The 24,442-nt window shown below is 62.6% G+C and carries 16 protein-coding genes; 4 read left to right on the top strand and 12 right to left on the bottom strand.

Translation table 11 applies throughout. The annotated features are described in order from the left end of the window. The first annotated feature begins 170 nt into the window (after nucleotides 1–170). Nucleotides 171–866, top strand: a complete 696-nt coding sequence (locus Q8O69_RS13955) for an aspartate/glutamate racemase family protein (RefSeq protein ID WP_305592916.1) — start codon at nucleotides 171–173, stop codon at nucleotides 864–866. Nucleotides 867–1,020: 154 nt separating this feature from the next. Here the strand turns inward: Q8O69_RS13955 and selO are convergent, their stop codons facing one another. The 5 genes from selO to Q8O69_RS13930 form a co-directional block, all read right to left on the bottom strand. Beyond that, a complete protein-coding gene (gene selO / locus Q8O69_RS13950; RefSeq protein ID WP_305592915.1) occupies nucleotides 1,021–2,481 on the bottom strand; it encodes a protein adenylyltransferase SelO in 1,461 nt (486 codons plus the stop codon). A 75-nt stretch (nucleotides 2,482–2,556) separates the two neighbouring features. Further along, the gene (mscK, locus tag Q8O69_RS13945) at nucleotides 2,557–5,922 is read right to left on the bottom strand and encodes a mechanosensitive channel MscK (RefSeq protein WP_305592914.1); all 3,366 of its coding nucleotides are present in this window, start codon (nucleotides 5,920–5,922) and stop codon (nucleotides 2,557–2,559) included. A gap of 154 nt (nucleotides 5,923–6,076) precedes the next feature. Further along, nucleotides 6,077–7,822, bottom strand: a complete 1,746-nt coding sequence (locus tag Q8O69_RS13940; protein ID WP_305592930.1) for a potassium/proton antiporter — start codon at nucleotides 7,820–7,822, stop codon at nucleotides 6,077–6,079. 140 nt (nucleotides 7,823–7,962) lie between these two features. Beyond that, on the bottom strand, nucleotides 7,963–9,765 hold the full coding sequence (locus Q8O69_RS13935) for an acyl-CoA dehydrogenase (protein ID WP_305592913.1): 1,803 nt from the start codon (nucleotides 9,763–9,765) through the stop codon (nucleotides 7,963–7,965). A gap of 315 nt (nucleotides 9,766–10,080) precedes the next feature. Beyond that, the gene (locus Q8O69_RS13930) at nucleotides 10,081–11,124 is read right to left on the bottom strand and encodes a nitronate monooxygenase family protein (RefSeq protein ID WP_305592912.1); all 1,044 of its coding nucleotides are present in this window, start codon (nucleotides 11,122–11,124) and stop codon (nucleotides 10,081–10,083) included. A gap of 96 nt (nucleotides 11,125–11,220) precedes the next feature. Here Q8O69_RS13930 and Q8O69_RS13925 point away from each other — a divergent pair, with 96 nt between their 5' ends. Further along, nucleotides 11,221–12,069: a 23S rRNA (adenine(2030)-N(6))-methyltransferase RlmJ gene (locus Q8O69_RS13925; RefSeq protein ID WP_305592911.1), complete on the top strand. Its 849-nt coding sequence runs from the start codon at nucleotides 11,221–11,223 to the stop codon at nucleotides 12,067–12,069. On the opposite strand, the gene Q8O69_RS13920 is transcribed toward Q8O69_RS13925, so the two are convergent. Together Q8O69_RS13920 and Q8O69_RS13915 are read right to left on the bottom strand one after the other, a co-directional pair. Beyond that, nucleotides 12,066–13,319: an HD-GYP domain-containing protein gene (locus Q8O69_RS13920; RefSeq protein ID WP_305592910.1), complete on the bottom strand. Its 1,254-nt coding sequence runs from the start codon at nucleotides 13,317–13,319 to the stop codon at nucleotides 12,066–12,068. The genes Q8O69_RS13925 and Q8O69_RS13920 overlap by 4 nt on opposite strands. Nucleotides 13,320–13,405: 86 nt before the next feature. Continuing rightward, complete coding sequence (locus Q8O69_RS13915; protein ID WP_305592909.1) at nucleotides 13,406–13,942, bottom strand: PadR family transcriptional regulator; 537 nt, start codon at nucleotides 13,940–13,942, stop codon at nucleotides 13,406–13,408. Nucleotides 13,943–14,068: 126 nt separating this feature from the next. Here Q8O69_RS13915 and Q8O69_RS13910 point away from each other — a divergent pair, with 126 nt between their 5' ends. Then, on the top strand, nucleotides 14,069–15,721 hold the full coding sequence (locus tag Q8O69_RS13910; protein WP_305592908.1) for an NAD(P)/FAD-dependent oxidoreductase: 1,653 nt from the start codon (nucleotides 14,069–14,071) through the stop codon (nucleotides 15,719–15,721). Here the strand turns inward: Q8O69_RS13910 and Q8O69_RS13905 are convergent. The 3 genes from Q8O69_RS13905 to Q8O69_RS13895 form a co-directional block, all read right to left on the bottom strand. Next, nucleotides 15,718–15,915 (bottom strand): putative motility protein, encoded by a 198-nt coding sequence (locus Q8O69_RS13905; protein WP_305592907.1) that lies wholly within the window; start codon nucleotides 15,913–15,915, stop codon nucleotides 15,718–15,720. The genes Q8O69_RS13910 and Q8O69_RS13905 overlap by 4 nt on opposite strands. A gap of 18 nt (nucleotides 15,916–15,933) precedes the next feature. Next, complete coding sequence (gene msrA, locus Q8O69_RS13900; protein ID WP_305592906.1) at nucleotides 15,934–16,581, bottom strand: peptide-methionine (S)-S-oxide reductase MsrA; 648 nt, start codon at nucleotides 16,579–16,581, stop codon at nucleotides 15,934–15,936. Nucleotides 16,582–16,642: 61 nt separating this feature from the next. After that, on the bottom strand, nucleotides 16,643–19,285 hold the full coding sequence (locus Q8O69_RS13895; protein ID WP_305592905.1) for a bifunctional diguanylate cyclase/phosphodiesterase: 2,643 nt from the start codon (nucleotides 19,283–19,285) through the stop codon (nucleotides 16,643–16,645). A 131-nt stretch (nucleotides 19,286–19,416) separates the two neighbouring features. Here Q8O69_RS13895 and Q8O69_RS13890 point away from each other — a divergent pair, with 131 nt between their 5' ends. Next, nucleotides 19,417–19,893 carry a hypothetical protein gene (locus Q8O69_RS13890; RefSeq protein WP_305592904.1) on the top strand — a complete coding sequence of 159 codons (477 nt, stop codon included), beginning with the start codon at nucleotides 19,417–19,419 and terminating at the stop codon, nucleotides 19,891–19,893. Nucleotides 19,894–19,992: 99 nt separating this feature from the next. Here the strand turns inward: Q8O69_RS13890 and aceF are convergent, their stop codons facing one another. Together aceF and aceE are read right to left on the bottom strand one after the other, a co-directional pair. After that, nucleotides 19,993–21,657: a dihydrolipoyllysine-residue acetyltransferase gene (gene aceF / locus Q8O69_RS13885; RefSeq protein WP_305592903.1), complete on the bottom strand. Its 1,665-nt coding sequence runs from the start codon at nucleotides 21,655–21,657 to the stop codon at nucleotides 19,993–19,995. 11 nt (nucleotides 21,658–21,668) lie between these two features. Next, on the bottom strand, nucleotides 21,669–24,314 hold the full coding sequence (gene aceE, locus Q8O69_RS13880) for a pyruvate dehydrogenase (acetyl-transferring), homodimeric type (protein ID WP_305592902.1): 2,646 nt from the start codon (nucleotides 24,312–24,314) through the stop codon (nucleotides 21,669–21,671). Between the last annotated feature and the right edge of the window lie 128 nt (nucleotides 24,315–24,442).

Here is a 24,442-nt window from a genome sequence, read left to right as displayed (position 1 = left end):
AGGCGGAGAAGATAAGGGTTGCTGCTTAGAGAGTCTAAGAATGTTTGGAAAGGTTTATATGCCTTTTCGATTTAATAGATAAGGCTGTACCGGCCGCTCTAGCGCGCACTGTGTCTGTGCGCTTAACCGCTGGCGGATTAGGCTCAAGGCTTTAGTGAGTGGGAGGTGATATGCGTCAGCTAGGCATTCTGGGTGGCATGAGCTGGGAGTCCACGGCCAGTTATTACCGCTTGCTCAACCAGGGCGTGCGCGAGCAGTTGGGCGGCCTGCATTCGGCGCCGCTGCTGCTGCATTCCGTGGATTTTGCCGAGATCGCCGAACTGCAGCGGCGTGGCGACTGGCAGGCGGCTGGGCAAGTGCTGGCACAGGCGGCTGAGGGCCTTGAGCGGGCGGGAGCTACGGCCCTGCTGCTGGCCACCAACACCATGCACAAGGTGGCGCCGGCCATTGAGGCGGCGCTGCAGATACCTCTGCTGCATATTGGTGATGCGGTTGGCCAGGCCCTGCAACGCCAGGGTGTGCGCCGCGCAGCCTTGCTCGGCACGCGCTTTACCATGCAGGAGGACTTCTACCGTCAGCGCCTGGCCGAGCGCTTTGCCATTGAAGTAATCACCCCGAACGCGGCGCAGATGGCGGAAGTCGACCGCGTGATCTTTGCCGAACTCTGCCAGGGCCAGTTTCTGCCGCCGGCGCGGGCGTTTTATCTGGACTGTTTACGCGCGCTGCAGGAGCAGGGCGCCGAGGTATCCATCCTCGGTTGCACCGAGATCGGCTTGCTGCTTGATGGCCTGGACGCACCGTTGCCGTTGCTCGACAGCACCGAGCTGCATGTGGCCATGGGGCTGGAATGGATGTTGGGTTCGTAGGTTTTTTATCATGTGGGAGGCGCTTTAGCGGCGATTGTCGCGGCTAAAGCCCCCTCGTCGGGCTACAAGGAGTCGTCTGTAGGGTGGATGGCGCTCTATCCATCCACCGCGGCAGTTGGTGGATGAAAAAGCGTCATCCACCCTACGGCTCTGTTCAGGATGAACAGCTGATTTCCAGGTGTTTGCCCCATTCCGGTGGTCGCTGGGCGTAGCGTTCGAAGCCGGGCTGCTCGTCGAAGGGCCGCGACAGCACGGCGTGCAGTTCGCGCACCGGGGCGTAATCGCCCTGCTCGGCGGCTTCGATCACCTGCTGCGCCAGGTAATTACGCAAAATGTACTTGGGGTTGGCGGCGTGCATGCGCATACGGCGTTGTACCTGCTCGTCGCCATCGCGCGCGCTGCGCGCCAGGTAGTCAGCGGCCCAGGCGTCGAAGCCGGCCAGGTCGGTAAAGTCATCACGCAGGCGCGCCACGGCTTGCGCGGCTGGGCTGTCGCCGAGTTCACGGAAGAACAGGGTGTAATCCACCGCGCTGTTTTGCATCAGTTGCAGCAGGCGTTGCACCAGGGCTTCGTCGCCCTCATCGGCGCTGAGCAGGCCCAGGCGTTTGCGCATCAGGTCGAGGTAGTGCGCCTGGTACAGCGGTAGAAACAGGCCGAGGGTTTCCCGTAGCGCCTCGACATCGACCAGCGGAACCAGGGCTTGGCCGAGGGCGGCGAGGTTCCATTGGGCAATCGGCACCTGATTGCTGAACGAGTAACGGCCGCTGTCATCGGAGTGGTTGCAGATGTGCTGGGCGTCGAAATCATCGAGAAAGGCGTAAGGGCCGTAATCGAAGGTGATGCCGAGGATCGACATATTGTCGGTGTTCATCACCCCGTGGCAGAAGCCATAGGCCTGCCAGTAGGCAATCATCGCGGCGTTACGCTCGATGATTTCGCGGAACATCGCCAGGTACGGCTGCTCCTGCTGCAGGCAGTCGGCGTAGTGGCAGTGCAGCACGTGGTCGGCCAGCTGTTTGAGCTGCTCGTGCTGGCGGGTGTAGTAGAAGTATTCGAAGTGACCGAAGCGGATATGGCTGGGCGCCAGGCGTAGCACCATTGCTGCGGTTTCCTGCTTTTCGCGCCACACCGGGGTGCTGGAGCCGGTTACGCACAGCGCCCGCGAGCTGGGAATGCCGAGGGCGTGCAGGTGTTCACTGGCGAGAAATTCGCGGATCGATGAGCGCAGCACGGCGCGGCCGTCGCCCATGCGCGAGTAGGGCGTTTGCCCGGCGCCTTTCAGGTGCAGGTCCCAGGACTCGCCGGCATCGTTGACCACTTCGCCGAGCAACAGGCCACGGCCATCGCCCAGGCGTGGGTTGTAGCCGCCGAACTGATGCCCGGAATAGACCATGGCGCGCGGCTCTGCGTTGCTCCACAGCTTGTGCCCGGCAAAAATCTGCGCGAACACCTCGCTGTCGGCCTCGCTCGGGTCGAGATCAAGCAGGGCCATGGCGGCCGGACTGGCGACCACCAGGCGCGGCTCGGTAATCGGCTCGGGCAGCACGTGGGTGGAGAACGCGTCGCCGAGGCGGGCAAAACGGTTGTCGAACTGCAGCTCGATAAGCGGCTTCACGGTCAGGCTCCAGCCGGGCCAATGCGGCCCGGCAGTGGTGAGGTGGCGGCCCGCACCAGCGGGCCTGGCGGCACGTTACTGTGGGTCGATTGCCGGCGCTGGTGCGGTCGGGGGCAGTTGCCCTTGTTGCGCATCGGCCGCCGCAGTGGCTGCAACCATTTGTCCGCTGCTCAGGTTGAGCTCCTGGCCGTGCAGGTTCTTGATCATCACCTCGACCTGGTTGAAGGCCATTTCCACGTTGTTTTCCCGGAAGGTCAGGGCGATACGCGTGAGGATTTCGTCGGTGGCCGCGTTACGGTCGCCCAGTTCACGCACATGGAAGCGCAGCTCGTAGTCGAAGGTGCTGGCGCTGATGGTCAGGAAGAACAGCAGCGGCGCCGGGTCGCGCAGTACCCGTGGGTTTTCTTCGGCGGCCTGCATCATCAGCTTGCGCGCCAGCGGCAGGTCGGTTTCGTAGGCTACGCCGACCTTGATGATCACCCGGGTAACCGTATCGTTGAGCGACCAGTTGATCAGCTGATCGGTGACGAAGGTCTTGTTCGGTACGATGATTTCTTTGCGGTCGAAATCGGTGATGGTGGTGGCGCGGATGCGGATCTTGCTCACGGTGCCGGACAGGTTGCCGATGGTCACCACGTCGCCGATGCGCACCGGGCGCTCGAACAGGATGATCAGGCCGGAGATAAAGTTGGCGAAAATCTCCTGCAAACCGAAGCCCAGGCCTACCGACAGCGCGGCGACCAGCCATTGCAACTTGTCCCAGCTGACGCCGAGGGTCGACAGGGTGACGACAAAACCAGTGGCCACGATCAGGTAGGACAGCAGGGTGGTGGTGGCGTAAGCGCTGCCCTGGGCCAGGCTCAGTCGCGACAACACCAGCACTTCAAGCAGGCCAGGCAGGTTGCGCGCCAGGGCGATGGTGATGCCGACGATGATCAGCGCGCCGAGCACGTCGCTGAGGCTGATTGGCACCAAGGTGGCGGCATCGCCGGTGCCGCTGTTGTATTCGTAGAGGGAGATATTGTCGAGGTAGGTGAATACCGAGATCAGGTCCGCCCAGACCCAGTACAGGCCGGCGATAAAGGTGCCGAGCAGGGCCAGGCGAATCAGGCGCAGCGACTGCTGGTTGACCTGTTCGATATCCAGGGTCGGCTCTTCGACCACGGTTTCCGTGCCTTCGCCGCTGTCCTTGCTCTGCGCCTGGCGTTTGGCCGTGGCGCGCTGGTAGGCCAGGCGGCGTGCGGCAACGCCCAGGCCGCGCACGAAGGTGGCTTCGATGACCAGCCAGATCACCAGCAGGTAGAGGGTGTTGATCAGGCGGTCGCTGAGTTTCAGCGCGGTGTAGTAGTAGCCGAGGCCGACCGCAATGATCAGCGCCAACGGCAGCAGGCTCAGGGCCATGCCGATCAGCATGCGGAAGGGCGAGGCATGTTCGCGGGCCGGGCCGGTGAGCAGCAGCTTGTGCAGCAGCCAGACCATCAGCGCGTAGCAGGTCAGCACCACGGTCAGGCCGATCACGTCATCGCCCAGGCCGGCGGGTTGGTGCTTGGCCACCGTGACCACGGCGACCATGGCCATCACCACCAGGCCCAGACGGCGTACCTGCCGATGCAGGAAGGCGACTTGCGAGCGTCCCCAGCGGAAGTGCAGTTCGGCCACGCCGCCATCGGCGAGGATGCGGTACAGGGTGTAGAACACCAGCCAGGCCTGGGCCATCTGGAACAGCGCCTCACCCAGGTTGGCATTCTGCCCGCGGGCATCCATTTGCAGGGCGAAGCCGCACAGCGCCAGGAACAGCGTGCCGGGCAGTGCCAGCAAGACGTTGAGCATGATCGCCATCGGCGTGTGCAGCTGGCTGTCGCGCTTGAAGTGGCCGATGTCCTGGTGCAGCTCGGCGAGCTTGCGGTACAGGTAACCACGGCGCCACAGCAGCACGCCAATCAGCAACAGCAAGGGCAGGAACAGCAGCGGCCGCTCGGTCAGGCCGGCGCCTAGCTGGCGCAGGTTGGCGCCCCAGGGCAGTTCGGCAATCTGTCGTTCGAGCAGGCGCGGCACGGACTTGATCCACTCCAGATCCAGCGGCTTGTTGCTGGGAATCCAGAACATCTGCTCGTCGAGGGTGGCGCGCAGGGTGTCGGCAGTGGTTTTCAGCTGCTTCTGACTCAGCTGCAGGGTGATCGACTCGTTGAGCAGGGCATTCAGCTCACGGTTAAGGCGGTCGATCAGCTCGCGGCGGGTATTGATGATTTCCAGCAGGTCGGTGCGCAGGGCCTGAGTGTCAGCGTTGCTGTCAGCGGTGGTGAGCAGTTTCTCGACATACACGCTGGGGTTGCTGATGGCCTCGCGTTGCTGGTTAAGCTCGAACTGGTACAGGCGCAGGTCGGCAATCTGGTCAGGCAGGTTGCTGTCGATCTTCAGCGTCGGCAGCGCCTGTTGCTGCTTATAAAGAATGCGCGAGAGCAGCAGGCTGCCCTGCAGCACGCTGATCTGTTCGGCCAGGGCCTGGTCGCTTTGGCTCAGACTGTCGAGTTGCTGCTTGGTCTGCAGGTTCAGGCGGGTCAGTTCATTGAGCCGGTCGGTGGCGCGCAGCAGGTAGTCGGAGAGTTTCAGGTTGAGTGCGCTTTCGCGGGCCAGCACGGTGTCGCTACCGGCTTTTTCGGCCTCACGTGATTGCTCGGCGACGGTCTGCTCGGAGAGGTTGCGGCGCTTTTCATTGATCAGGTTCTGCAGCTCGAGCAGTTCCTGTTCGAGGCGTCTGATGCGCTCTTCCAAGAGGCTACGGCGGCTGTTGCCAAGGTCCTGCAGCAGGCTGTTGCCGGCCAGTTCCTGGCGGCGCAGCTGGGTTTGCGCATCCAGCTTGGCCAGTTCGGCATGCAGCTGGTCACGGCGTTCGTTGCTCAGCGGTTTGTTGGCCTCGCGGCCACTTTTCAGGATGCCGTTGATCGTCTGGCTGCGGGTCTGGTTGCTGCTGATTTCTGCCTGGGCGCGCTCCGGGCGGGTTTGCGAGGTGATCACCAGGCTATTGGCTTCGATGATCTGTTTCTGCCACTCGTTGAGTTGCGCGTTGCGCTCGGCCAGCAGTTGTTCGAGCAGCGGCAGCGCGCTTTTGCCATAGCGCAGATTGACCTCGGTGGGCAGGCTGTTTTTCAGTCGATCAAAGTCGCGCTGCGCCTCGCCAATCAAGCGTGGGGCTTGCTGCAGTTGCTTTTCAAGGTCGGCCAGACGCTTTTCGCTGTCGGCTTTCTCATCCAGCAGCGTCAGGGTTTTCTCCAGGGTCTGCTTGACGGCCAGCTGCTCGGCTTCCGGCAGCTTTCGCTCGGCCAGGTTGTCCAGGCTGTTTTGTACGGCAGCGCGGCTCGGTGGCTCAGCGGCATGCAGCAACGGGGCGCTCAGGCACAGCCCGAGCAGGGCGACGGCAAGATAAGTGCGAAGAGAGGGCATAGTGACGATCGTTGGCTCGAAAAGAAGCTGAGTTTAACAGGCGCCAGAGTCGGCGCCTGTGCCGCGAATAACGGCTTTTTAGTGGCGGGTTACGATCTCGCGCTGCGCTTGTTTACGCAACAGGGCTGGCGCGCAGCTGAGCGTGAACCGGCGGTTAGAGGAAGAGCCCAGGGCCTGGGCGACTGCCTTCGGGGAATCTGACGCCGACCTTGCGGATCTTGTTCCCTTCCATGGCGGCCACAGTCCAGGTCAGGCCTTGCCATTCCACCTGGTCGCCGATGACCGGCGAGCCGCCAATCTTGTGGGCAATAAAGCGGCCCAGGTGCAGCTGGCCTTCGGCGCCTTCCAGTTTCAGGCCGTAGAGGGCGGCGATGGCGGCCAGTTCGGCATCGCCTTCCAGCACGAAATCACCGAAGAAACGCAGGTCCTGGCCGCGTGTGGGCGCCTGGCTAAACAGCTTGCCAAGGGCGGGCAGGTCGTGTTCATGGCCGACCACGCAGAGCAGGTCACCAGCATCCAGGGTGGTGCTGCCGGAGGGGTGTAGCAGCTCCTTGCCGCGGAACAGTGCGGCGATGCGCGTGCCTTCGGGCATCTTCAGCTCGCGCAACGGCGCGCCGATGCACCATTTTTCCGCCCCGAGACGGTAGATAAACAGCTCCCACTGGCTAGTCGGGTGCACGTCCAGCCCCGCGCGCGATATGGGCGCCGGCTCCGGCGGTACGGTGACGCGCAGCAATTTGGCGGCAAACGGCAGGCTGGTGCCCTGCAGCAGCAGCGAGACCAGCACGATAAAGAACGCCACGTTGAAGAACAGCTGGGCATTCGGTAGGCCGGCCATCAGCGGGAACACCGCGAGAATAATCGGCACCGCGCCGCGCAGGCCGACCCAGGCGATAAAGGCGCGCTCGCGGTCATGGAACGCCTTGAAGGGCAGCAGGCCGAGAAATACCGACAGCGGCCGGGCAAACAGGATCATCCACAGCGCCAGACCCAGGGCCGGCAGGGCAATGGGCAGCAGCTCGTGTGGGGTGACCAGCAGGCCAAGGACCAGGAACATGCCGATCTGTGCCAGCCAGGTCAGGCCGTCGAGCATATGCAGGATGCCGTGGCGCGAGCGGATCGGCCGGTTGCCCAGCAGCAAGCCGCACAGGTAGATCGACAGGATGCCGCTGCCGCCGACAGCGGTGGTGATGGCAAAGATGATCAGGCCGCCGCTGACCACCAGCAGCGGATACAGACCGTTGGCCAGTTCCATGCGGTTGATCAGGTTGAGCAGCAGCCAGCCGCCACCGAGGCCGAACAGCGCGCCGATGCCGAACTGCTGCAGCAGCTGCACCAGCAGGCTCCAGCTCAGGCCGTCCTGGCCGCTGGCGAGCATGGCGATCAGGGTAACGGTAAGAAATACCGCCATCGGGTCGTTGCTGCCGGATTCGATTTCCAGGGTGGCGCTGACCCGTTCGTTAAGGCCGCGCCCGCCGAGCAGGCTGAATACCGCAGCCGCATCGGTGGAGCCGACGATGGCGCCGATCAGCAGGCCTTCCATCCAGGTCAGGTCGAACAGCCAGGCCGCCGCGACACCGGTTAACCCAGCAGTCAGCAGCACGCCCAACGTGGCCAGGGACAACGAGGGCCACAAGGCCACACGAAAACTGGAGACCCGCGTACGCATACCGCCATCGAGGAGGATGATGGCCAGCGCCAGGTTGCCAACCAGGTAGGCCAGCGGGTAATTGTTGAAGATGATGCCGCCAGGGCCGTCGGTGCCGGCGAGCATGCCGACAGCGAGAAAGATCACCAGAATCGGGATGCCGAAACGCGAACCGAAGGCGCTGACCAGAATGCTCATGGCCACCAGCATTGCACCGATCAAAAACAGATTATTGATGGTGCTGGCATCCAAGGCGCGTACTCCGTGCGGGTTGGTGAGCGTGCCACTATGCATGGCGCGTGCCAGCGATTCTAACCGCTGACCGGCTTTGCCGCTGAAAAAAAACGCCCCGCGTTCAGCGGGGCGTCAGGTTTACGGATACGCGTGCGGGATCAGAACCAGGCGTCCTGCATACCCAGGCAAGTGTCGTCGCGGGCTTCGAGGATGGCCAGGTCGTGGTGGCAGCTCGGGACTTCCCAGGTCAGGAAGTAGCGCGCGGCCTGTAGCTTGCCCTGGTAGAAGTCGGCATCGGCGGCGTTGCCGCGCGCCAGGCCTTCTTCGGCGCGAATCGCCTGCTCCAGCCAGCGCCAGCCAATCACGGTGTGGCCAAAGACTTTCAGGTACAGCGCCGAGTTGGCCAGGCCCTGGTTGACTTTGCCGCTCATCAAATCGCCCAGCAGTGCCAGGGTCACCGTTTGCAGGCGTGCCAGCAGTTGCTCCAGCGGCTGGCGCAGGGCGGTCAGCGAGGCCTGGGCTTCGGCGCGCTGGCAGGTGCCGTGAATCAGCTTGAGCAGCTGCTTGAGCGCCGCGCCGCCATTCATCGAGACCTTGCGCCCGAGCAGGTCGAGGGACTGGATGCCGTGGGTGCCTTCGTGGATCGGGTTCAGGCGGTTGTCGCGGTAGTACTGCTCCACCGGGTAATCGCGGGTGTAGCCATGGCCGCCGAGAATCTGGATGGCCAGCTCGTTGGCCTTGAGGCAGAACTCCGACGGCCAGGATTTGACGATTGGGGTGAGCAGATCGAGCAGCTCCAGGGCAATGCGGCGCTCTTCTTCGGTCGCCAGGGTCTGGGTGTCGTCGAACAGCCGTGCGGCGTACAGGCCGAGGTCGAAGGAACCTTCGACATAGGCTTTCTGGGTCAGCAGCATGCGCCGTACATCGGCGTGCTCGATGATCGCTACTTGGCCGGAGGTCGGGTCCTTGCCATCGGGCAGACGACCTTGCGGGCGCTGGCGGGCGTAGTCGAGCGAGTAGAGGTAACCGGCGTAGCCGAGCATCACCGCGCCCATGCCGACGCCGATGCGCGCTTCGTTCATCATCTGGAACATATAGCTCAGGCCGTGGTGCGGCTTGCCCACCAGATAGCCGACGCAGTCGCTGTTATCGCCGAAGTTAAGTGCCGTGGAGGTGGTGCCGCGCCAGCCCATCTTGTGGAACAGCCCGGCCAGCACCACGTCGTTGCGCTTGCCCAGGCTGCCGTCATCGTTAACCAGAAACTTCGGCACGATAAATAGCGAAATGCCTTTTACCCCGGCGGGGGCGTCCGGCAGCTTGGCCAGGACCATATGCACGATGTTTTCCGACAGAGGATGGTCGCCGCCAGAGATAAAGATCTTGTTGCCCTTGAGCCGGTAGGTGCCGTCTTCGGCTGGTTCGGCGCGGGTGCGGATATCCGACAGGGAGGAGCCCGCATGGGGCTCGGTCAGGGCCATGGTGCCGAAGAAGCGCCCGTCGATCATCGGCTGCAGAAAGCGCTGTTTCTGCTCATCGCTGCCGAACGTCTCGATCAGATTGGCCGCGCCCATGGTCAGAAACGGGTAGGACGTGGTCGCCGCATTCGCCGACTGGAAGTGCGCGAAGCAGGCCTGCGACAGCAGGTTAGGCAGCTGCATGCCGCCGACCTCGAACTCGCGAGTGGCATTAAGAAAGCCTGCCTCAAGGAAGGCGTCCACCGCCGGTTTGACCTCGGGGATCAGCACCGCTGCGCCGTCGACATACTCCGGCTCGTGTTCGTCATTCTTGCGGTTGTGCGGGGCGAACAGGTTTTCCGCGATGCTGCGGGCGGTGTCGATGGCCGCGTCAAAGGTTTCGCGGCTGTGCTCGGCGAAACGCTCGCGCTGGGTCAGGCCTTCGGCGTCCAGCACTTCGTACAGCTCGAAGGCCAGGTTGCGGGAACTGAGCAGGGACTCGGACATGGGTGTGCCTCCGGTGGCGATGCGCCGAGTCTAGAACCTGTCTCGGCTCTGCTGCGCGTCGGCGATACTGCGTTAAAAACAGGCTCGGAATGCTCATTTACAGCTCGTAAACTCCGCTTCCTCGCCTGTTTTTGCCTTGTCTCGCTCTAGCTCGCGAGATCCGAAACAGATTCTAAGCAGCAGCGCGTGCGGCTCCCAGCACTATCAATAAGCGTGATAACGGGGCGTTGGGCAGTGCTTGGGTAGCCCGGATAAGCCTTGGCGCAATCCGGGGGAGATTTCCCGGATTGCGCCGCGTGCCGTGTCTTATCCGGGCTACGGAGCAAAACCCTGAGCCAGCTCGCGGGTTAGTTCGGTGGCGCCGATGCTCTTGCAACCACTGACATTCTGCCCGGCCCAGAGTGGCGAGAAGTCACCACTGCCCTGGCTTTCCGCCTGGCTGCGCAGCGGTGCAATGGCCGCGGTTGCCAGGGGGAAGGCCGGTGCCAGTGGGCTAAGTGGGCCCAACTCACGTATCAGCCGGTTGACGATGCCGCGTGCCGGGCGGCCGCTAAACAGATTGGTCAGGGCTGTGTGCTGCGCCGCCGGGCTGTGCAGGGCGGCGCGGTGGATGGCGCTGGTGCTGGCCTCATCGCAGCACAGGTAGGCGGTGCCGATCTGCACCCCTGCCGCGCCCAGGGCCATGGCGGCGCGCACGCCTTGCGCATCGGCAATACCGCCAGCGGCGATTACCGGCAGCTGCACGGCCTGGACGATCTGCGGCAACAGGGCAAAGGTGCCGAGTTGGCTGCTCAACTCATCGGTGAGGAACATGCCGCGATGGCCGCCGGCTTCCAGACCCTGGGCGATGATTGCATCGGCGCCATGAGTTTCCAGCCACAGCGCTTCCTCCACCGTGGTCGCCGAGCTCAGCACCTTGGCCCCGCAGGCTTTAACCCGCGCCAGCAACTCGGCGGAGGGCAGGCCGAAGTGAAAGCTCACCACCGCCGGGCGAAACTCATCGAGCAGATCGGCCATCTCGGCACTGAATGGCAGGCGACCGGGGCCGCTGGCGATAGTCGTCGGGTCGATGCCTAGCTCGTTGTAGAAAGGGCTTAGCGCCTCGCGCCAGGTTGCTTCGCGAGCAGCATCGGCGGCTGGCGGGGTGTGGCAGAAGAAATTCAGGTTATAGGGCTTGCGGGTTTTCTCGCTCAGCGCCTGCAGCTCCTTGCGCAACCCGGCCGCGTCGAGCATGGCGCAGGGCAACGAACCGAGCGCACCGGCATTCGACACGGCTGCGGCCAAGCCATGCAGCTGCACGCCAGCCATCGGTGCCTGAATCAGCGGAAGGTCGATATTCAGCAGGCGTTGCAGGTTCATCTGACAATCTCCATGGCAGTTGGCCGGCTGGGCGATAGCAGGCTGCGGAATTCTAATGCAAGCGGGTAAACTGTGCGGCCATAGGAGCCCGCCCCGATGAACTACCGTCACGCCTTCCATGCCGGCAACCATGCCGATGTGCTGAAACACTATGTCTTGAGCCGTCTGATTGCCCTGCTGTCACGCAAGGAGGCGCCGTTTGCCTACCTCGACAGCCATGCCGGCATCGGTCTGTATGACCTGCGCGGCGACCAGGCCAGCCGTACCGGCGAGTGGCTAGAAGGCATCGCGCGGCTATGGCAGGCCACGGACGTGCCAGACCCGCTGCTGGATTATCTGGAAGTGATCCGCGCGATGAACCCGGATGGCGAGTTGCGCCATTACCCCGGTTCGCCGGAGCTGGCGCGCCTGCTGACGCGCGAACAGGATCGCCTGCATCTGAACGAGAAGCACCCGGAAGATGGTCGCCTGCTCAAGGAAAACATGCACGGCGACCGCCGCGCCGCTGTGCATCTGGGTGAAGGCTGGCATGTGCCGCGCGCCCTGCTGCCAACCCGCGAGAAGCGCGCCCTGCTGTTGATCGATCCGCCATTCGAGCAGGTCGATGAGATGGAACGCTGCGCCCAGTCGCTGAGCGAAGCCATCGGCCGCATGCGCCAGGCGGTGGTAGCGATCTGGTACCCGATCAAGGATCTGCGTCAGCTGCGGCGCTTCTACAGCGACCTGCAAAAGAGCAAGGCGCCCAAGCTGCTGCGCGTGGAACTCTATGTGCATTCCACCGATGAAGCCGCGCGCCTGAACGGCTCCGGCCTGGTGATCAGCAACCCGCCATGGGGCCTGGAGGATGAACTCAAGCAGATCCTGCCATGGCTGGCCCAACTGCTCGGGCAGAGCCAGGGCGGCTGGCGTATGGATTGGCTGATCGAGGAAAGCAGCGGCAGCTAACGGCCCTGCGTAGGCTCAACGAAGTAAGTGAGCTGCTGGCGAGGATTAAGGTATTCCAGCGCCTCGCGCGGCAGCTGGGCCGGGCGTAGGCTGGCGGCGATGCTTAGGCGCGGTTCCTGTTCCAGATCGATGATCAATGCCTCGTTCTTGGGCACTGCGGCGTCGTAGACAATTAGCGTCGGTTTCAGCGGCTGGCTCGGGTTCATACCGAGAATCAGGCCGTAGCGCTGATCCTCCAGCTGCACCAGGCTGCCCGGCGGGTAGATGCCCATCACCCGGATAAAGGCCTTCAGCGCCACCGCATCGAAGCGCGCACTGTATTGCTTGAACATCAGCGCCAGGGCCTCGTGCGGGCTGAGGCCATCGCGCGGGTTGAGCGGGTTACAGAGGTTGTCGAACTGGTTGGCGATGCACACCAGGCGGCTTAACCGGCCAATGGCAGCCTCGCGCAGCTGGCGCGGGTAGCCGCTGCCGTCGCAGTACTCGTGGTGCTCGTTGATGATGCGCAGCACCTCGTCGTCGAGCATCAATTTGTGGCCCATGCGCAGGCCGAATTCGCAGTGCAGTTGCAGCAGCTGCTGTTCCGGGCGGGTCAGTGGCTCGCTTTTCAGCAGCACCTTGCTTGGCACTTCCAGCTTGCCGACATCGTGCAGCAACGCGCCGAGGCCGAGGATATGGCAGTCCTCGCTGTCCAGGCCGAGTTGGCGACCGAGCAGCAAGGCCAGCACCGTGACGTTCAATGAGTGAAAGTAACTGTCTTCGGCGGCCTTGCTGTTGATGCTGTGCAGCACCACGCCGCTGCCGCCGAGTAGGGTTTCGACCATCGCACCGACTATCTCTCCGGCCTGCTTGATGGCATCTTCCGGACGGCTGCGCAGCGTCTGGTTAAGTGTCTTGACCTGCTGGCTGGCCTGGACGAACTTGCGGTCGACCTCGGCCAGGCGCTTGCGCAGCGCCTTGAGCTTTTCCGCCCGGGCCAGGCTGGCCTGTTCGGCCGGGCTGGGCATCGGCGCTGCTACGGGCTCGGCCGCAACCGGGGTTGGAGTGGCGGCGAGTGGCGGACAATCGCTGCGCGCCGGGTCATAGCGCAGGCGCTCCAGGCCGAGGGCGCGCAAGGCGCTGATCTGCGCTTCATCCTTGATCTTGAAGTTGCTAAAGGCAAAGTTGTGTTCCCACCAGGCCAGTTCGAGCTGGATATACAGGCCGACGCACAGCTGATCGGGAGATATGTAGGCGGAGGTCGCAGGCATGCGGGTATCGGCACTGGTGGCTATTGGCTTGCAGTCTAGCGGTTTGCCTATGACCTGGCAGTAATCTGCAATGAGTTCTGCGGGGCTTAGTTTTTCCGCAGTTCCTGTTCGACTTCATCCGCCCAGGCCAGCCAGGACTGTTCGCCGAGAATGCCGCGGCGCAGGGTCAAGTAGGGCAGGCGCAGCGCCTTGCGCTGTTCATCCGGCAAGGCCTGGTAGTCGCGTTCGATGCTCAGCAGGCTGTCCAGGGTCTTGCGGTGCACGGCCACATGGCGCTGCATTTCCTCGCGCAGGTTGGCGGTCGAGGTGTGTGCGCCTGCATAGAGTTTGACCAGCAGCGCATCGTTGATCTTGTTCGGCTGCACCGGTTCGCCCAGCCAGCGCAGCAGCGCGGCGTGGCCGGCCGGGGTCAGTCGGTAGTTTTTCTTGTCTGGGCGGGTGTCCTGGGCCTGCGCCTCGAATTCCAGCCAGCCGGCTTCACTGAGCTTTTTCAGCTCCAGGTAAACCTGTTGGTGCTTGGCGTTCCAGAAGTAACCGAGGCCATCCTTGAAGCGCTTGAGCAGGTCGTAGCCGCTGCCGGGTTCGCTTTCCAGGAGGATAAGGATGGCGTGCTTGAGCGACATAAGCGGGTTTCACCGGCTGCTATTGAGGTGCGCCGCAGTATACGGATTATGCAAAAAGTTGCATCAACTCCAATCGCTGTCTAGTATGCAAAAAATTGCATAACAAGAATAACGCAGGAGCTTCCCATGAAACGCACCGGTACCCGCTTCCGTCCTCGCCTGGTTCAGGGTGACTACGACGCCATCATCATTGGCTCCGGCATCGGCGGCCTGACCACCGCCGCGCTGCTGGCCAAGCTTGGCAAGCGCGTGTGCGTGCTGGAGCAGCACTACACCGCCGGCGGTTACACCCACAGCTATGAGCGCGAAGGCTACGAGTGGGACGTGGGCGTGCATTACATCGGCGAGGTGCATAAACCCTGGTCGGCGATCCGTCGGGTGTTCGATGTGATCAGCGACGGCAAGCTCGAATGGGCACCGATGGATGCCCACTACGATCGCATCGTGATTGGCGACAAGACCTATGACTACGTGGCCGGGCGCGAGGAATTCAAGGCGGAGATGGCGCGCCACTTCCCCAATGAGGCTGCGGTGCTGGAGCGCTATGTCGACCTGCTTAGCGAGGTCAGCGCCAAGGTGCCGCGCTTCTTCGCAGGGCAAGCCCTGCCGCGTTCATTGGGCATGCTCTATAGCAAACTGCGCCGCCTGTGGTTGCCGGATTACTTCTTCAAGACCACCCGCGAAGTGCTCGAAGGCCTGACCGACAATCAGGAACTGATCGGCGTGCTCACCGCGCAGTGGGGCGATTACGGCTTGCCGCCGGCCGAAGCTGCCTTTGTTATGCATGCGATGGTCGCCAAGCACTACATCACTGGAGGCAATTACCCGGTGGGCGGCGCGACGAAGATTTCCGAAACCATCATCCCGGTGATCGAAGCGGCCGGCGGCCATGTGTTCACCTATGCCGGGGTCGACAAGATTCTGGTGGAGAACGGCCGTGCAGTTGGCGTGCGGATGCAGAAAGACGGTTTTGAGATTCGCGCACCGCAGATCGTCAGCTGCGCCGGCCTGGTGCCGACCTATACCCGCCTGCTCGACCATCAGGTGGCCAGTGACTATGGCCTGCTGGAGCAACTGCCCAAGGTCAAACTGTCGGCCGCCACCCTGTGCCTGTACGCCGGCTTCAAGGGCAGCGCCGCCGAGCTGAAGCTGCCGAAGACCAATTACTGGGTCTACCCGACCCATGATCACGACCACAACGTCAGCAGCTTTATGGCCGGGCAGAATCCGGCGATGCCGCTGATCTATATCAGCTTCCCCTCGGCCAAGGACCCGGCCTGGGATGCGCATTACCCCAACAAGGCCACGGTGGAAATCGTCGCGCCGACCCAGCCACAGTGGTTTGCGAAGTGGAAGGGTACGACCTGGGGCAAGCGCGGCGCCGACTACGAGGCGTTCAAGGCCGAGCTGACTGCGCAGCTGCTGGAAACCCTTTACCAGCATCAGCCGCAACTGCGCGGTGCGCTGGACTTCTGCGAGCTGGGCACGCCGCTGTCCACCGAGTGGTATCAGTGGAACGAGCAGGGCGAGATCTATGGCATCGACCATACGGTGCAACGCTTCGAGCAGCACTGGATTCACAGCCAGACGCCGATCAAGGGCCTGTATCTGACCGGCGCCGATACGGTGACTGCGGGCGTTGGCGGCGCGCTGATGGCCGGCGTGTTGACCGCTTCACGCATGCTTGGCTGGCGTGGTTACAAGGTCGGCAAGCTATTGAAAAGCTGGAAGGCGGAAACTGCCGCCGATGGCAGTGCGGCGGCGGATGTGGCTGGCTAAATCATCACGTCGACGCTATTGCCCAGATTGGGCGGATTGCTCGACGTGCTGGCTGGCGTGGCGGCCTCAACCAGGCCGCCGATGCTGGCAGCCTGCAGTTCCAGGGTTTTGCGTAGCAACAGCAGTGAGGCCAGGGCAGAGGCCTGAGCCGCTGCCTGGGTCGACACCTGATTGGTCAGGCTGCTGAGTTCCATCGTGCTATCCCCTCTCTATCAGCCCGGCAGGCAGGTTCCCGTGCCGCCCAGGCCGCAATAGCCGCCGGGGTTCTTCGCCAGGTACTGCTGGTGATAGGTCTCAGCGTAGTAGAACGGCGGCGCCTCGCGCACTTCGGTGGTGATGGCGCCGAAACCGGCTTTGCTCAACTCGGCCTGGAACTGCGCCTGCGTGCTCTTTGCTGCCGCCAGCTGTTCAACGCCGTAGCAGTAGATCGCCGAACGGTACTGGCTGCCCGTGTCGTTACCCTGGCGCATGCCCTGGGTCGGGTTGTGCGCTTCCCAGAACACTTTCAGCAGTGCGGCGTAGCTGGTGACCTTGGGATCGAACACCACCAGCACTACTTCGGTGTGGCCGGTCAGGCCCGAGCAGGCTTCTTCATAGGTCGGGTTGGGCGTATGGCCGCCGGCGTAGCCGACCGCCGTACTCCACACGCCCGGCTGCTGCCAGAAGCGCCGCTCGGCGCCCCAGAAACACCCCATGGCGAATACCGCCTGCTCAAGCCCGGCAGGAAATGGCCCTTGCAGCGCGTTGCCATTGACGAAGTGCGCAGCCGGCACCGCTATTGCATCGGCGCGGCCAGGCAGGGCCTGCTCGGCGGTGGGCAGTTCGAGTTTGTGGGCGAGAATTTGCGAACGCAGAACCATGAGCCATTTCCTCAGCAGAAGCATGTGTGTCATAGACCGTCAAAGGGCGAGCTTGTTACAGCTAGCCTCGGTTTGGATAGCGCTTGAGACTTTCCAGTAGGTCGCGGCTGGCGATGGGTTTGTCGAACAGGTAGCCCTGGCCGATATCGCATTGCTGGCGGCGAAGAAAGTTCAGCTGCGCGGCCGTCTCGATACCTTCGGCCACCACCTTGAGTTTCAGGTTGTGCGCCATGGCGATCACCGCGGAGGTGATTTCCATGTCGTCCTGATTCTCCGGGATGTCCTTGATAAAGCTGCGATCAATCTTGATCACGTCGATGGGGAATTTCTTCAGGTAGCTGAGCGAGGAGTAACCGGTGCCGAAGTCGTCCATGGCCAGGGTCAGGCCCAGGCTTTTCAGGCGGCTGAGTTGGTGGCGGGTGTCTTCGGTGGCTTCCAGTAGCAGGCTTTCGGTCAGCTCCAGTTCGAGCAGGGCTGGATCGAGCTGTTCCTCATGCAGGATGGCGGCGATCTCGCCGACCAGGTCCGGATCGGAGAATTGTTTGGGCGACAGGTTGATGGCCATCTGCAGCGGCTTGTGGCCAATCGCGATCAGCTGCGTACTCATGCGGCAGGCTTGGCGGGTTACCCATTTGCCGATGGGGATGATCAGGCCGGTTTCTTCCGCCACGCTGATAAATTTGTCCGGGCTGATCATGCCCTTGTCCGGGTGATGCCAGCGCAGCAGCGCTTCCAGGCCCAGCAGTCGGCCGCTCTTCAGGCACAGCTTGGGCTGGTAGAACACTTCCAGCTCGTTCTGCATCAGTGCGCGGCGCAAGTTGCTCTCGACGAACAGCTTGTAGTGCGCCTCGGCATTCAGCACATCGGTAAACACTTGCAGCTGGTTTTTGCCGTTGGCCTTGGCTTTATGCAGGGCCAGACCGGTGTGCTTCATCAAGGTCTGCGGGTCATCGCCATGCTCGGGGGCGCAGCCCAGGCCGATGGAGCCGGTGACGCTGATCAGCTGATTGTCGACGAACAGCGGCTTGTCCAGGGTGTGCAGCAGCTTCTGCGCCACCAACTGGCTGTCGGCCTGGTTGGCCTCGAGCAGTACCGCGAACTCGTTGCTGGCAAAGCGCGCCAGCACACTGCTTGGGGTCAGGGTGTTGCGCAGACGGCGCGCCAGGCTGACCAGCAGTTTGTCGCCGGTCTGGTGGCCGAGGCTGTCGTTGATCCGCTTGAAGTTGTCGATGTCCACCAGCAGCAGGCTGATCGGTTTGCCCTGGTGTTCGCTGAAGTGCTTCTCCAGCGAGCGGATAAAGGCGTAGCGGTTGCCCAGCCCGGTCAGGTTGTCGCGAAAGGCCAGGCGCTCGATATGCTGCTGCGCCTGCTTGCTCGCGGTAACGTCTTCGTAGATGCCGATGTAGTGGGTCAGGCTGCCATCGTCGGCATGCACCTTGGACAGCGACAACTGGCCCCAATAAGGGTCGAGGTTCTTCCGTCGGCTTTTGAATTCACCCTGCCAGCTGTTGTGTTCGGCCAGGCTGGAACGGGCGTCGAACAGCAGATCGCTGAGGTTCTCCAGGGCAGGAATTTCTGACAGGCGACGGCCCTGCACTTCGCTGGCGCTGTACAGGGTGATAGCGGTAAAGCTTGGGTTGACGTACTCCACCAGGCCATCGCGGTCGAGCAGGATAAAGGCGCTGGAACTCTGCTCGACCGCGCGCTGAAACAGGTACAGTGCATTGGTCGCGGAGCGCCGTTGCTGATTGGTCAGCACCTGGGCGTACTGGTCGGCCAGTTCGCCGGCAAAGGCGATTTCGTCGGCCTGCCAGGTGCGCGGCCCGCCGATATGTTCCAGGCACAGTACGCCGACCACTTCACCGGCGATGCGGATACTGGCATCGAGCATGGCGGTGATGCCCATGGGCTGCAGGTAGCTGCTGCTCAGCTCGCAGGTGCGCGGGTCCTGGTGGGCATCATGCGCGTCCAGCGCGCGGCCGCTGTGCAGCGCCTGCAGGTAGGCGGGGTAGGGGCTGGCGTCGATATCGTCCTGGGCGACATGCCGGCCCTGGTCCTGTTGGTACAGGGCCACCGCTTGCAGCACATGTTGATTGAGGTTCCAGATGCCGACGCGGCTAACGCCATACAGTTCGCAGGCGCTTTTGCTGATCAGCTCGGCGGCTTCACGCAAGGGATCGCTGTCGCCGTAATGGTGGCGCGCGAGGGTCACGATCAACTGTTGCTGAGCTTGGGTGCGACGCTGCTGCGCCTGCAGTTCGGCCTGGCTGCGTTGGTAGAGTTCGAGGGTCTGTGGCGAGGGAGCGCTTTGCTCGTTCATCACCAGCAGGTAGCCGCGCAGCAGGTGCCGGCCGCGTTGCTTGAAGGCTTCGCCGACTTCCATCAGCGTCAGGCTGCCGCGCGGGGTGTGCAGGCAGTACTGCACGCTGTAGTGGCGACGCTCGGCCAGCTGCTGCGCAATGTTGTCGTGCAGCTGATGACGCACTGCGGGTTCCATCAGGCTGGCGTAGGGGGCATCGAGCAGGGAGCAGAGTTCGTGAGCGGGCAGACCAAACTGTTGTTCACAGCCCGAATCGAGGTACAGCAGAGCCCAGCTGGCTTCATTCAAGCGCTCGAAACGCAGCAAGCCAAGGCGCGAAGGCACTGGCAACTGCGTCACAACCTCGGCCGCTAAACGACTCGCGGCATCGGGATGGCTTTTCATTCGGAGGCTGGCTTCCAGTATGCTGATCGAAGCGGCAATCGACTCACTTCATTTATAGCGTCGGGTAAGGGTGCATCATGCAATTGCGACTGACAAGAAAACTAATATCCGCAGTGCTGCTGAGCAGCTGTATGGCCACCTCAACGGTATTCGCCGCTGAGCCTGACACGGGTTTGAGCAGTGCCGAACAGGGCAATTATCTGCTCGAACTGAAACGCCTTTATCTAACCCAGAGTGACCGCCAGGCGTTGTTGGCGCACTGCAATGATCTGCTAAAAACCTACGCCCTGCGCGCCGCCTATCAGGTCGGCCAGGCGCAGCGTCAGGACCTGCTTTATCAGCTGCGCCAGGGCGAGTCCGGCGAGCTGCTGCTGCGTGAAGAAACCCGTGGCCAGCAGGGCACCGATATTGCCGTGCGCAACCAGCGCGTACCGCTATTTGGCGTCGACCCTTTCGTGCGTTACGAATGCCCGACCAACGGCATCAGTTGCGTGCTGCACAACCCCAACGACGGCAGCCCAATGCTGACCATCGTGCGTGATCACAAGGGCGCCGCCGAACTGGCTAAGGCCCTGAGCTTTCTGATTCGTAATCTGCAGAAAGGTTGATCGCCTCCCACATTTCTGCCGCTGTCTTAAACCTAAAAAAAACCCCGCCGAAAGGGGCGGGGTCGAGGATACGAGCGTGGCTGCTCGAAAGTTGATGCGTTACAGCAGCATGGTGCGGATGTCCGCCAGTACGTCACCCAGGCGCTTGGTGAAGCGCGCCGCAGCGGCGCCGTTGATCACCCGGTGGTCGTAGGACAGCGACAGCGGCAGCATCAGCTTGGGCTGGAACGCCTTGCCATCCCAGACCGGCTGGATGGTCGCCTTGCTCACACCGAGAATTGCCACTTCCGGTGCGTTGACGATCGGCGTAAAGCCGGTGCCGCCAATGTGACCGAGGCTGGAGATGGTGAAGCAGGCGCCCTGCATATCGTCGGCCGACAGCTTTTTGCTGCGTGCTTTCTCCGCCAGAACGGCGGCTTCGGCAGCCAGCTGCAGCAGGCTCTTCTGATCGACGTTCTTGATCACCGGTACCAGCAGGCCATCCGGGGTGTCCACGGCAAAGCCGATGTGCACGTATTTCTTGCGGATGATCGCTTTGCCGCTTGGTGCCAGTGAGCTGTTGAAGTCCGGCAGTTCCTTGAGCAGGAAGGCGCAGGCCTTGAGCAGCAGCGGCAGCACGGTGAGCTTGACCCCAGCCTTTTCCGCCACGGCTTTCTGCGCGACGCGGAAGGCTTCCAGCTCGGTGATATCGGCCGAATCGAACTGGGTCACGTGTGGCACGTTGAGCCAGCTGCGATGCAGGTTGTTGGCGCCGACCTGCATCAGGCGGGTCATCGCCACTTCTTCGATTTCACCAAACTTGCTGAAGTCCACCACTGGGATCGGCGGGATACCGGCGCCGCCGGTTGCGCCGGCAGCAGGGGCTTCCTTGGCCTTCTGCATCATCGCTTTGACGTAAGTCTGCACGTCCTCTTTGAGCACGCGGCCTTTCGGCCCGGTGCCCGGTACGGCGGACAGTTCGACGCCGAACTCACGAGCAAGCAGGCGTACAGCCGGGCCCGCATGCACCTTGGCGCCGTCACGCTTAGGGGCGGCGGCAACGTTGGCAGCAGCGGCTGCCAGCGAGGCAATTGCACCAACTTCGGCAGCGACCGCCGGATGCGCGCCGGCCGGAACCTTGTGCACATCACTGGCTGGTGCAGCGGCCGGTGCTGGCGCTGCGGCGGCTGCTGGAGCTGCAGCGGCGCCGGCTACTTTCAGTTTGAGGATAAAATCACCGGTGCCGACTTCGTCTTCCAGTTTGACGCTGATGCTTTCCACCACGCCGGCAGCCGGCGAAGGGATTTCCATACTGGCCTTGTCCGACTCCAGGGTGATCAGCGACTGATCGGCTTCGACGCTATCGCCGACCTTGATCAGAATCTCGATGACCTTGGCTTTGCCGTCCGAGCCGATATCCGGCACATGCACGTCCTGCACGCTGCTGCTGGCCTGCGCGGCTGGCGCAGGTGCGGCGGCCGGAGCGGGAGCCGCTGCTGCTTTAGGTGCTTCTGCCGGTGCTGCGGCCGGCGCCGCTGGTGCTTGGGCAGCGCCTTCGGCTTCCAGCTCAAACAGTTCGTCGCCTTCTTTCAAGCGGTCGCCCAGCTTCACTTTCAGACTTTTCACCACGCCACCTTTCGGCGCGGGGATTTCCATGCTGGCCTTGTCCGACTCCAGGGTCAGCACGCTCTGATCGGCCTCGATGCGATCACCGACCTTGACCATCAGTTCGATTACTTCACCCTCACCACCACCGATGTCGGGTACGCGAATCAATTCACTCATCGTTTCGCTCCTTAGCAGTCCAGTGGGTTGAGTTTTTCCGGGTTGATGCCGAACTTGACGATGGCCTCGGCCACCACCTTCGGTTCGATATCACCACGGTCGGCGAGTGCTTCCAGTGCCGCCAGGACAACCCAGTTGCGGTCCACTTCGAAGAAGTGGCGCAGCTTCTTGCGGCTGTCGCTGCGGCCGAAGCCGTCGGTGCCCAGCACCTTGAATTCCTTGCTCGGCACCCACTGACGAATCTGTTCGGCGAACAGCTTCATATAGTCGGTGGAGGCAATCACTGGGCCTTTACGGCCGCTCAGGCACTCTTCCACGTAGGTCTGCTTTGGCTTCTGGCCCGGGTGCAAGCGGTTGCTGCGTTCCACGGCCAGGCCGTCGCGGCGCAGTTCGTTGAAGCTGGTGACGCTCCACACGTCAGCGGCGACGTTGAACTCGTCACGCAGGATCTTCGCCGCTTCGCGCACTTCACGCAGGATGGTGCCGGAACCGAGGAGCTGAACGTGGTGCGCGGCTTCCTTCTTGTCCTCTTCGAGCAGGTACATGCCCTTGATGATGCCGTCCTCGACACCGGCCGGCATGGCCGGCTGCTGGTAGGACTCGTTCATCACGGTGATGTAGTAGAAGACGTCCTGCTGCTGCTCGGTCATCTTCTTCATACCGTCCTGGATGATCACCGCCAGCTCATAGCCGTAGGTCGGATCATAGGTGCGGCAGTTGGGGATGGTTGCCGCCAGCATGTGGCTGTGGCCGTCCTCGTGCTGCAGGCCTTCGCCGTTCAGCGTGGTGCGGCCGGCGGTGCCGCCGATCAAAAAGCCTCGGGTGCGGCTGTCGCCAGCGGCCCAGGCCAGGTCGCCAATGCGCTGGAAGCCGAACATCGAATAGAAGATGTAGAACGGCAGCATCGGTTGGTTATGGCTGGAGTACGACGTACCAGCGGCAATGAAGGAACTCATGGCGCCGGCTTCGTTGATGCCTTCTTCGAGAATCTGGCCCTTCTTGTCTTCGCGGTAGAACATCACCTGGTCTTTATCCACCGGCTCATAGAGCTGGCCGACCGAGGAGTAGATGCCAAGCTGACGGAACATGCCTTCCATGCCGAAGGTACGCGCTTCGTCCGGGATGATCGGGACGATGCGTGAGCCGATGTCCTTGTCCTTGACCAGCTGCGCGAGGATGCGCACGAAAGCCATGGTGGTGGAGATTTCACGATCGCCCGAACCATCGAGGATAGCCTTGAGGGTGTCCAGCGGCGGCGTTGGGATGCTGAAGCTCTTGGCGCGGCGCTGTGGCACGAAACCACCAAGGGCGGCGCGGCGCTCGCTCAGGTAACGGGCTTCGGCACTGCCTGCTTCCGGCTTGAGGAATGGCAGGTTTTCCAGCTCGTCGTCTTTAACCGGGATGTCGAAGCGGTCGCGGAACTGCTTGAGGCTGTCGACATCGACTTTCTTGGTGTTGTGCGCGGTGTTTTTCGCTTCACCGGCGCCGGTGCCATAACCCTTGACGGTCTTGGCCAGGATCACGGTCGGCTGTTCTTTGTGGTTGACCGCCTGGTGATAGGCTGCATAGACCTTGTACGGGTCATGGCCGCCACGGTTGAGCTTCCAGATCTCGTCGTCGGACAGATCGGCAACCATCGCCTTGAGTTCCGGCGAGTTGAAGAAGTGCTCGCGGACGAACGCGCCGTCCTTGGCCTTGTAGTTCTGGTATTCGCCGTCGATTACTTCGTCCATACGACGCTGCAGGATGCCGTCGACGTCCTTGGCCAGCAGTGGGTCCCAGAAACGGCCCCACACGACTTTGTTGACGTTCCAGCCACCGCCACGGAACACGCCTTCGAGTTCCTGGATGATCTTGCCGTTACCGCGCACCGGGCCGTCGAGGCGCTGCAGGTTGCAGTTGATGACGAAGATCAGGTTGTCCAGCTTCTCGCGGCCAGCCAGGGAGATCGCGCCGAGGGACTCCGGCTCGTCGCACTCGCCGTCGCCCATAAAGCACCAGACCTTCTGCTTGCCGGCCGGGATAAAGCCGCGCGCTTCCAGGTACTTCATAAAGCGCGCCTGGTAGATCGCCTGAATCGGGCCCAGGCCCATGGAAACAGTCGGGAACTGCCAGAAGTCCGGCATCAGCCAAGGGTGCGGATAGGACGACAGGCCCTTGCCATCGACTTCCTGACGGAAGTTGTTCATCTGGTCTTCGCTGATGCGGCCTTCCATAAAGGCGCGGGCGTAAACGCCGGGCGAGGCGTGGCCCTGGAAGAAGATCAGGTCGCCGCCGTGCTCCTCGGTGGGGGCCTGGAAGAAGTAGTTGAAACCGATGTCATACAGGGTCGCCGAGGAGGCGAAGCTGGAGATGTGGCCGCCCAGATCCGAGTCTTTCAGGTTGGTGCGCATGACCATGGCCAACGCGTTCCAGCGCACCAGCGAGCGAATGCGGCGTTCCATAAACAGGTCGCCAGGCATGCGTGCTTCGTGGGTCAGCGGGATGGTGTTGCGGTAGGGCGTGGTGATCGCATACGGCAGCTGTGAACCACTGCGGGTGGCCAGCTCGCCCATGCGGGTCATCAGGTAATGTGCGCGGTCTTCACCCTCGTTATCGAGGACGGACTCAAGGGCGTCCAGCCATTCCTGGGTTTCGACGGGATCGAGGTCTTGCATGGCTTGCTCCAGGGCGGAAAGGCTTCCAGAATCGGAGGCCAGGTTTCGTGGCCGACTTCGTGAGTGGCCGCGTGAATTCTTGGATTGACCGGGGGTAGGACCGGCTGCGTGTAGTTTTACTACATTCA

This window comes from Pseudomonas sp. (assembly GCF_030690725.1).
GTDB lineage: Bacteria > Pseudomonadota > Gammaproteobacteria > Pseudomonadales > Pseudomonadaceae > Aquipseudomonas.
The sequence above is the reverse complement of the archived record's forward strand: the minus strand, read 5'-3'. Positions and strand labels throughout refer to the sequence as shown.

Excerpts from the sequence above, each read along its gene's own strand:
- Q8O69_RS13915 (WP_305592909.1), bottom strand. The coding sequence starts at position 13,942 with ATGTCGCTCAAGCACGCCATCCTTATCCTCCTGGAAAGCGAACCCGGC.
- Q8O69_RS13910 (WP_305592908.1), top strand. The coding sequence starts at position 14,069 with ATGAAACGCACCGGTACCCGCTTCCGTCCTCGCCTGGTTCAGGGTGAC.
- Q8O69_RS13905 (WP_305592907.1), bottom strand. The coding sequence starts at position 15,915 with ATGGAACTCAGCAGCCTGACCAATCAGGTGTCGACCCAGGCAGCGGCT.
- Q8O69_RS13930 (WP_305592912.1), bottom strand. The coding sequence starts at position 11,124 with ATGAACCTGCAACGCCTGCTGAATATCGACCTTCCGCTGATTCAGGCA.
- Q8O69_RS13890 (WP_305592904.1), top strand. The coding sequence starts at position 19,417 with ATGGCCACCTCAACGGTATTCGCCGCTGAGCCTGACACGGGTTTGAGC.
- mscK (WP_305592914.1), bottom strand. The coding sequence starts at position 5,922 with ATGCCCTCTCTTCGCACTTATCTTGCCGTCGCCCTGCTCGGGCTGTGC.
- Q8O69_RS13955 (WP_305592916.1), top strand. The coding sequence starts at position 171 with ATGCGTCAGCTAGGCATTCTGGGTGGCATGAGCTGGGAGTCCACGGCC.
- msrA (WP_305592906.1), bottom strand. The coding sequence starts at position 16,581 with ATGGTTCTGCGTTCGCAAATTCTCGCCCACAAACTCGAACTGCCCACC.
- aceF (WP_305592903.1), bottom strand. The coding sequence starts at position 21,657 with ATGAGTGAATTGATTCGCGTACCCGACATCGGTGGTGGTGAGGGTGAA.
- Q8O69_RS13895 (WP_305592905.1), bottom strand. The coding sequence starts at position 19,285 with ATGAAAAGCCATCCCGATGCCGCGAGTCGTTTAGCGGCCGAGGTTGTG.
- aceE (WP_305592902.1), bottom strand. The coding sequence starts at position 24,314 with ATGCAAGACCTCGATCCCGTCGAAACCCAGGAATGGCTGGACGCCCTT.
- Q8O69_RS13920 (WP_305592910.1), bottom strand. The coding sequence starts at position 13,319 with ATGCCTGCGACCTCCGCCTACATATCTCCCGATCAGCTGTGCGTCGGC.
- Q8O69_RS13935 (WP_305592913.1), bottom strand. The coding sequence starts at position 9,765 with ATGTCCGAGTCCCTGCTCAGTTCCCGCAACCTGGCCTTCGAGCTGTAC.
- Q8O69_RS13925 (WP_305592911.1), top strand. The coding sequence starts at position 11,221 with ATGAACTACCGTCACGCCTTCCATGCCGGCAACCATGCCGATGTGCTG.